The sequence below is a fragment of the Candidatus Zixiibacteriota bacterium genome, assembly GCA_014728145.1.
GTDB lineage: Bacteria > Zixibacteria > MSB-5A5 > JAABVY01 > JAABVY01 > WJMC01.
This window is the reverse complement of the sequence record WJMC01000178.1, coordinates 1-8,947: the sequence shown is the minus strand read 5'-3', so window position 1 is coordinate 8,947 and position 8,947 is coordinate 1. Positions and strand designations below refer to the sequence as shown.

Below are 8,947 nucleotides of genomic sequence, written 5' to 3'. Positions count from 1 at the left end.
TTCATGACACGCTCGGGATCGGGATCAACTGGGGCATCCGGAGCTGGGCCACGGCCGATGGTTACGGTTCCAATATTATCATGTTCAAAGACAACTACGAGATGTTTTTGCAGACCGTCACCCATGAGACCTTCCATCGTTTTCAGCTTCATCTCTGCCCCGTCGCACCGTCACTGCGCGACAAACCACAGCGCGAATTCGAGGATCTGGTCCACTGGGATTTTACTGATCTCAAGGACCGCAAGTTCTACGAGGTCCTGTCCCATATTGCGCTCGAGGGTACTGCCAGCTATGTGGGCGGGATGTATTACGATGAGACCAGGATGGAATCTGTGCGGGAAGCGTTGATGCTTCTGCAGAAATGTCATCGGGCGGTCTACGACTACGAAGATTTTGAAGAGGCCGATGAACTTCTAAACGAGGGGTTGGCCAGCAATGGTCCTTTCTATGTTCTCGGGTACTACATTTCCAAGGAGTTAGTTGACAACAACGGGACATCGGTTCTGGGCGGGGTATTGATGCGGGGGCCGTTACAGTTCTACAAGACTTACATCGACCAGTCAGAAGGCCCCCAGACGACAGCCGAACTTCCGCTTGATGATGAACTGAAGGCGACGATCATCAGGCTATATAAAGCGCAATTAAATTCCATGTAAATTCACTCTATTTTATTTGATTTACTAAGATTGTGTCTGGCACATAGTATTCTAACATTATCAGCGGTGATGCTGGACCCGCCTTTTGAATATGGCAGGTCGTGGTCAAAATGGAGCTCATCGGTTGCACCGCAAAGAACACATTGACCGCCATCACGAAGCCAGACCTCTTTTTTCACTTCACTCGGGATAACTCTTGACCTTGGTTTTAATTTATCCTCTCTAAATCTGCCATCATCAAAATCAATCGAAGTACTTTCGAGGGTAAATATGAACACTTTTCGATGTTTGTGGTCGCTTTCATAGCGATAATCTAACAGCTTAAAAAAGCCCTTTTCCGACCAGATTCCCGGAAACAACTTTTCATAAACACGAACGACTTCAGGCTTCCTATCGCCAGTTTTGTATTCATCAACACTTTTAGCAAAAAGTCCATTCTGAGTGGGTTTTCCTGATTTTGTATAACGCGGCTGGTCTATCGATTTAGGATCAACGATCTCATTGGTTTTCGGGCAATCATGTCCTTCATATTCAAGTACAAGACCATTCTGGACGATTTTGTCATTATATGGTGCACCTTTTCGCTGGGACATTAAAATTACTGAATAATTGGGATTCAGCCTGAAATTCATACCCCGTTGTAAAGTTTGCACGCGCTCGTAATCGCACATCTCTCTATATGAGATAATCTGATCCTTCATACAGAGAATATAATAACTAACTAATTACCAAATGCCAAATTGAGTTTTGCAATTTAATGATAACAAGTGCAGCGAATAAAAATACCCCCGGCAGGACTCGAACCTGCTACCCTCTGCTTAGAAGGCAGATGCTCTATCCGGGTGAGCTACGGGGGCATAAATTAAATTATTTCAGACTAACATCCCTGATAGCCAGAATTACCGTAACAGAGTACAGCGCGTCATGTTCCGGCTCTCCTCTGTTTAGTTTTCGTCAAAATATAACAATTCAACACTCAGAATCAACACTATTTATCTACCCATCCCCTGATTCTAAGATATCTACCGCATCGCTTCAGCAATTCGACTAAGACCTAATGCTCCCTCGGTAGCATTTTAACAAGAAGCATAAACGCGGGATAAGATATATTTTTGTGGTATAGAATGTATAATATTATGCGTTGAGGGAATCTATCAGGACTTTTTCCTTCTCGAATTCCTGGATCGATCTCACCAGCACCTCTTTCAGCTTGTCCGGATTGATCTTCAATAGTGACCATGTCTGGGGAAAGAATGATGGCAACTGGATATGACTGCCGCCACCGAGCTGGAGACCATGCGAAAAGATATCGGCGACATGGATTGCGGCGGCGTATTTCTTGTGGCTTTTGGCCGACAGGGGTAGATGATGATGCGAGATGGCCATCCGCAGAGACAGCGGGAAATTCCATTTTTCGGCCAGCAGTTCCCCGATTACCTGGTGGTTGATACCGAATGTGTCAGTTTCGCTGTTGAGATCGATACATTCGTCACTTTCGAAATAAAACTCACAGAATTTTTCCGGATACATTTTTAAAAGCGCTATCCGGCCTATATCGTGCAGAACACCGCTGAGCAGAAGTTCACTTTTTGTGTCTGCTGATGCTCCTGGATAGAGATTGCGGGCGATTACCCCCACACTGAAGGAATGATGCCAGAACTTCTTGATCCTGGCGCTGCATTGTTTACTCTTGAAAGCCTGGAAGACCGAGGTAGTGATCAACAGCTGGTAGATAGTATTGATACCCAGCATGGTAATCGCCTCATCGATCGATACGATCTTACGCGCAAAACCATAGAACGATGAGTTCACCAGCCTGAGAATTCGTGCCGAGAAAGACTGGTCTTTTTCAATCACCCGCGCGATCTGGTGGCTGTGCGCATCACTGCGATTGATCATACTGCTCAACTCGCTCAGTATAAACGGGGGCGAGGGCAGATTGTCAGCTTTCTTGAGTATGAAGCTTTCGCTCGGCGCTTTCATCGACTATTCCTCAGATTCCGAATTCTTTTTGTTTTCATTTTCTGGAGCACTCTTTTCAGGCTCCGGGTAAAAGCTTTTCAACTCTTCGAATTTAATCTCCCGGATGATGCTTTGAGCTGTTTCGATTTCTTCATGATGCTTGATCCGGGCAAAACATCCTTCCAGGTAAGCATCATATTCCTGCATGGCCCTGATAAGTTCCGGATTTTCCATTTTGTACCTGACTTCCCTCTCATTCGTCCAGGATAAACGCGCCATCGACAGATAGATTCTTACCGGCGATACCGGGATGGTCCTTTTCGAGTTGACGAATCATTTCATTCTGATGTTTGAGGGTGTCCTTGAGTTTACGGCACATCTCCCGTTCAGCCTTGGCTTCAAGCGCGTAGCGAACCGAGATCAAGAGCTCGAAATCATCCCAGGGCTTGCTGAAGAAACGATATATCTCGCCCTTGTTGACCGCGTTTTTCAGGACATTTACATCGTTCATCCCTGAAACCATGATACGCACGATCTCAGGATTGAACGTTCGTAATGCGCTCAAAAGCTCACTGCCCGAAGTTTCAGGCATGTTTTCATCGACAATCACCAGGTCGATTTTCTGCGCCTTGATAATATCCATCGCCTCGCGAGCTGATTCAGCGGTATGGAGATTATATCCCTCATGCGCAAAAGTCCGCTTCAACGCCTTCAGGATATTGGGCGAATCATCGACCAGCAATACGTTATATGCTGACGTACTCTTCATATTCTATTTCTTCCTTGATTGGGTTATGAATGTACACACCTTTTTCTATCGGATCGTATTTATTGATATTTGTCAAACGCTGGATCATGCCCCGTGACAGCTTGGCTCCCTTGGGAAGCAGGAAAATCCGGCTGTGTGTATAGACATCCTGCGCCACTGTCATTCCCGGTTCGAGCTTGTCGACCTCGACCAGAATAGACTTCGCCGATTCGCCGACTAAGAATGCCTTGCCGATATCGAGTTCGACGAATTTCTTGACGAATTCCGGGTCGAATTTCGTACCGGAGTATTTCACCAGGTGAGCCATAGCCTGGTTGACCAGCCTGCTGTCCGGACAACCCTTGACGAATGCGCGATGATCGAAGGCGTTGGCGATACGGATCAGGCGTGATCCGAGAGGGATATTCATCTCACTTTGGCGATCGGGATAACCGGAACCGTCGAAGTTTTCATGGTGATGACGGATTATCAGCCCGACCTCTTCCATACCGTTAATATTCAGCACACAACTCTGACCGATTATGACATGCTGGCGGATCAGTTCGTCATCGGCAGTGGTCAAATAGTTCGCTTTCTTCTGCAGGATCTTGTCCGGTATACAGATCTTGCCGATGTCATGCAAAAACGCCGCTATCACCATATCCTGCTTTTTGCGGTACTCGATATCACTCTCCTGCAGTAACGCCCGCACCAAAAACGCCACGCGGTGGGAATGACTGCCGACATCCTTGGAGCGGTACTCGATCATGGTCGAAAACGACTTGATCGTCTCCATGAAGCTGTCATGAAGTTCCTGGTTACGCTCTTTGATTTCACGCGTCTGCTCCTCGACCTTGGCCTCAAGGTTTTCATTCATCTGCTTGAGCTTTTCGTTCTGGATCCGGGTCAATTCGCTGAGGCGACGGTTTTCGGCCAGGACACCATGCATATTCAGGCATTCCTTGACCTTGCTCAGAAACATCTTGTCATCCCAGGGCTTCTGCATGTAGTATTCCAGCGCTCCGCGATTGATGGCATCGATGGTTGTATCGATATCGGTATAGCCGGTCAGCAGTATGCGCACACAGTCAGGTGAACAGGAGCGCACCTTGCTGAGAAGCTCGATCCCGGTCATCTCCGGCATACGCTGATCAGAGATTACAACCGCGACACTGTTGTTTTTAAGATACTGAAGTGCTTCGTGACCGCTGGTAAAGGTGACCAGCTCAATATCGAGCTGTTTAAAGAGCCTTTTCAAGGCCTTCAGGATACCTTCCTCGTCATCAACGGCCATGATCCTGTGAATGGTTTTATCCGACATTGGAAACCTCGTCTGCTAGAATATTATTCTGGTATTTATCGAGTGATGACCTGATGTCTTCGAAGCATCCAATCAATCCGATAACTCCCATCCTTTCCGGGAGCGGGATGGTCACTATCCCGTTTTTCTGGTCATCGATTAACCGGTATTCGGTTTTCATTTGCTTCTGGCATTCGAGGATGCATTCATAGATAACCGGCTCGAGCGCGTTCTGGAGCGGGGTTCCGAGGGTCAACTGACGGGCGTCGATGAAATTATCGAGAGCCTTGTTGCGATACACCAGCACTCCCTCAGTGTCAACCCCGAATACACCGAACGGGAAAAAGTTGAGAATATTGCGCGCGATGGTCAGCGCCCTGTTCTGGATCTCGAGCGTGCGAGTACGCTCGTCCACCTTTTCCTCGAGAGAATTTGCCAGCTTCTTGAGTTTCTCATTCTGCTCCAGAAGCTGTTCGTTAAGGGACTTGTTTTCCTGTTGCAGAGTGTGCTGTTCGCAGAGGCGCATGATCGTGGTAATAAGTTCCTGGTCATTCCAGGGTTTGCTGATGAACTTGTAGATCTGCCCGGTATTGACCGCCTCAACTATCGCGCCCACATCGGCATAACCGCTCAACACCACCCTGATTGTTTCCGGGTATTTATCCTTGATGATGCTTAAAAATTCAACCCCCGTCATATCCGGCATGCGGTAATCCGAAATAGCTACCTGGATATCGTGTTCATCGAACACCTTGAGACCTTCCTCACCGGAATTGGCGATATGGATCTTGTATTCCGTTCCGAGAAACAGCCGTTTTATGGATTTGAGGATATTAACCTCGTCATCGACGACTAAAATATTGTACTTATGTTTCATCGTTTCCCTCCAGGGGCAGGGAGATTACGAACTCGGTGCCCTCACCAATTTCACTTTCCACAGCTATGTCACCATTATGTTTTTTAATTATATCGAAGACCAGGCTGAGCCCCAGACCGGTTCCTTTTCCAACTTCTTTCGTCGTGTAAAACGGTTCAAAAATCTTTTTGAGGTTCTTTTCTGAAATCCCCTCTCCATTATCTTTTATTGAGATATAAATATTGTCGTTATCGGTATAGGTGCGAATCTTGATCAATCCGTTTTTGTGTTTGATGGCCTGTCCGGCATTTATCAGGAGGTTGAGAAAAACTTGATTTAACTGATTGGGCATACACTTGATATCCGGCAGGTCGCCGTAATCGGTCTCAACCTTGCAATGATACTTGAGTTCGTTCCAGACGATATTGAGGGTGCTCTTGATTCCCTCGTTGATATCGGAGGAAGTTTCCTCGGCCTTGTCCACACGGGAGAAACTCTTGAGATCAGCAACTATATCCTTGACACGGGTAGCGCCGTCTACCGATTCTCCAATCGCGCTCTTCAAATCATCCAGTATCTCGACGATCTCTTCCAGTTCATCTTTATCCGACTCGCAGTTATCTAGGATGAACTGCTTGAGTATCCCGGTATAGCGGTCCATGGTGTTGAGGTTGGAGGAGATATAGCCCATAGGGTTGTTGATCTCATGGGCTACCCCGGCCGCCAGGGTACCGATCGCGGCCAGTTTATCGGACTGCATCAGCTGGTCACGACTGCGACGCTGTTCAGTAATGTCCTGGTACATACCAACCAACCCTACTGTCTCACCGCTCGAATCCTGAAGGGGAACCTTATTCATAGATATCCAGTTCGTTTCCCCGTCGAATGCCTGTTTTTCCTCGCGGTTGATTATAGCCCTGTTCCGAGTGAGAACATCCTGATCAAGCTTGGAGAAATGCTCAGCCATTTCCCTGCTGTAAATATCCGATGCTGTTTTGCCAACAATGGAATCTTTGTCCATATTGGCTTTTTCACAAAATGCCCGGTTAACTACTGTGTAGCGCAGGTCTTTATCTTTTGCGAACAGTACAGCGGGTACGCTGTCGATCATGGTGGTGTACTGGTTGATAACCCTTTCGAGTACCGACTCGGCTTCCTTCTGATGGGTGACATCATGGAAACTCCAGACTATGCCGTCGCTTTTACCGCTCGCAACCAGGGGCAGGCAGTTCAACTCAAAAACCCGTCCGTCATTCAACTCAAGCTCGATATTCTTGTTGCGGGCATCGACATGAGCGGGTTGGTAATAATACCTGTCGAATTTCTCAGGATTAACCATATGGGTGCGCAGAGTATCAAGAATACAACCGTCCTCATCCAGGCATAAACTTGAATTCTGCAGGTCCCACATATTAATGAAACGCTGGTTGTAGTTGATGATCCTGCCGTCCAGACCGGTCACCATAATTCCGTCGGAGGTCGACTCCAGAGTCGCCCGGATCATTGCCACCGACCTCTCCAGGGCATCCTCGGCCTGCTTGCGCTTGGTGATATCCTCGACCGCTCCGAGAAACTGCGATGGATTGCCATGCTTATCTCGCAAAAGAGTTGTGGTCAGGTTGACCCAGACTTCGGAGCCGTCCTTCTTTACATAGCGTTTCTCGAGCGAATACTTGCTGATCTTGTTTTCGAGCAGGAGTTCGATATTTTCGAGATCCTGACCGACATCATCGGGATGGGTAATATCCTTGAAGCTGAGGTTATAGAGTTCATCCCTTAGGTAGCCGATAATCTCGCAGAAACGCTGATTGACCTTGATTATCATTCCGTTCATATCGACATGCGCGATACCGACCGCGGCCTGTTCGAAAGCCTCACGAAACTGCTCTTCGCTTTCCTTGAGATATTTAAGGGTGTTCTGTTTATCCCAGTAGATGCTGGTCTTTTCCACGATCAGTCGCAGTACCTGGAGTTCATCGTAGAGCCACTTGCGACTACCCGAAATCGCTTCAATACCAATAAAGCCGATCATTTCGGCCTCGGAGGAGATTATCGGCAAAACCAGCAGAGTAGCACTTTCTCTTTCAGCCAGCTTCAGTTCTTCACAGAGCTTATTACATTGTTGAGGATTTCTACTATCGAGTTGGATTGCACCTGTCTTTTGCAATAACCCGCTATCATTCCCAATCGAGTCCCTTGCGATGATATCCGGTAGAGTGTGGATCAGATCATTATAGCTCCTGCTGAAACTATCATCGAGCCTGAAGATGTTAGATTCAGATGACAGGCGATAGATATAAGTAAAATCCGTATTAAAGGTATTGTCAATGATTGCCAGAATCCCCTTCATATCAGTTTTGTCTTCAGCCAGAAACAGGCGCGATATGTAGGACAGTGCCGATTCCATCTTGTAGCGGTAACGAACCTGCTCCTCGGATCGCTTGCGATCGGTTATATCCAGCATCACCCCGATCATGCCCGCGATTTCACCCTTGGAATCGGAATAGATCGCTTTGTTGAACATGACGTCATGGATACTGCCGTCGGCAAACTCCACCTGCGCTTCGTAATTCTGGGTCCCGAGGCTCTTTAGCAGTTGCCTGTCCATTTTGTCATACTTTTCGGCAAGCTCCCGCGGAGCGAGATCATAGACCGTCTTGCCGATAATGTCTTCCCGCTTCATCCCGATGTAGTTTTCAAAGGCGAGATTACAGCCCTCGTAAACGAGAGAAGCATTCTTATAGAAAATCGGACTGGGGATTGCGTCGATAATTCTCTGGAGCAGAATGAATTTATCCTCCCCGGAATGATCCAGGCGGGAAGGATCTACATTGAGCAAATGTAAAACCGAGGGCTTTTGATCCCACTCTATCGCTACACTGGTAAGTCCGAGTTTTTGAGCTCGACCTTCGGCAGGTTCAATTTCAATCTCAGTTTTTAACTGGATCAGCTCCTTTTTTGAAAGCTTGCGATCGATTTCCCTCAGGTCCGAGAGATACCCGCCAGCAACGAATCTATTCGTTTTTTCTCCCAGAATATCTCTAACCCTGTGGCCGGTAAAGTCTTCAAAACCGGCATTTACATATACCACCCTCTCTTGAGAAGTGATAAAGACAGGAAGATCGACTATGTCCAAAACATGTCGAAATCCTGTGAAATCATTGATTCGCTGACTGCTTAGCGTCGACATACAATAAATATCCAACTGTTGAGCCGCTTACCTGACATGAATTGCCTGAGTTGTGGTGTTTTTCGGTATTGTGCGCTATCAGGTAAGTGTTTATTCTACCTTGATGTAATATCGACATAAATTCTGAATAAATGAACTAATCCATACAAAAAGTATCTGTCAAAACACTTTCATGCTTGTAAGTTATTGCATTGCTATACAATACAAACAATAATGGTGAATTTATAACATTTTA

Annotated in this window: 7 protein-coding genes and 1 tRNA gene; all 8 read right to left on the bottom strand. The window is 46.9% G+C overall.

The window, feature by feature from the left end; all coding sequences use genetic code 11:
• Positions 1-658: 658 nt before the first annotated feature.
• On the bottom strand, positions 659-1,357 hold the full coding sequence (locus tag GF404_10505; GenBank protein ID MBD3382611.1) for an HNH endonuclease: 699 nt from the start codon (positions 1,355-1,357) through the stop codon (positions 659-661).
• 82 nt (positions 1,358-1,439) lie between these two features.
• Positions 1,440-1,513: transfer RNA gene (locus GF404_10500), tRNA-Arg, on the bottom strand.
• 277 nt (positions 1,514-1,790) lie between these two features.
• On the bottom strand, positions 1,791-2,639 hold the full coding sequence (locus GF404_10495) for an HDOD domain-containing protein (GenBank protein MBD3382610.1): 849 nt from the start codon (positions 2,637-2,639) through the stop codon (positions 1,791-1,793).
• A 3-nt stretch (positions 2,640-2,642) separates the two neighbouring features.
• Entirely contained in the window at positions 2,643-2,852 is a 210-nt protein-coding gene (locus tag GF404_10490) for a hypothetical protein (protein ID MBD3382609.1), read from the bottom strand.
• 19 nt (positions 2,853-2,871) lie between these two features.
• Positions 2,872-3,387: a response regulator gene (locus tag GF404_10485; GenBank protein ID MBD3382608.1), complete on the bottom strand. Its 516-nt coding sequence runs from the start codon at positions 3,385-3,387 to the stop codon at positions 2,872-2,874.
• Positions 3,365-4,687: a response regulator gene (locus GF404_10480; protein ID MBD3382607.1), complete on the bottom strand. Its 1,323-nt coding sequence runs from the start codon at positions 4,685-4,687 to the stop codon at positions 3,365-3,367. The genes GF404_10485 and GF404_10480 overlap by 23 nt, the downstream gene beginning before the upstream one ends.
• The gene (locus GF404_10475; GenBank protein ID MBD3382606.1) at positions 4,677-5,543 is read right to left on the bottom strand and encodes a response regulator; all 867 of its coding nucleotides are present in this window, start codon (positions 5,541-5,543) and stop codon (positions 4,677-4,679) included. Before GF404_10475 ends, GF404_10480 begins: the two co-directional genes overlap by 11 nt.
• Positions 5,533-8,712: a PAS domain S-box protein gene (locus GF404_10470; GenBank protein ID MBD3382605.1), complete on the bottom strand. Its 3,180-nt coding sequence runs from the start codon at positions 8,710-8,712 to the stop codon at positions 5,533-5,535. Before GF404_10470 ends, GF404_10475 begins: the two co-directional genes overlap by 11 nt.
• Positions 8,713-8,947: the final 235 nt, after the last annotated feature.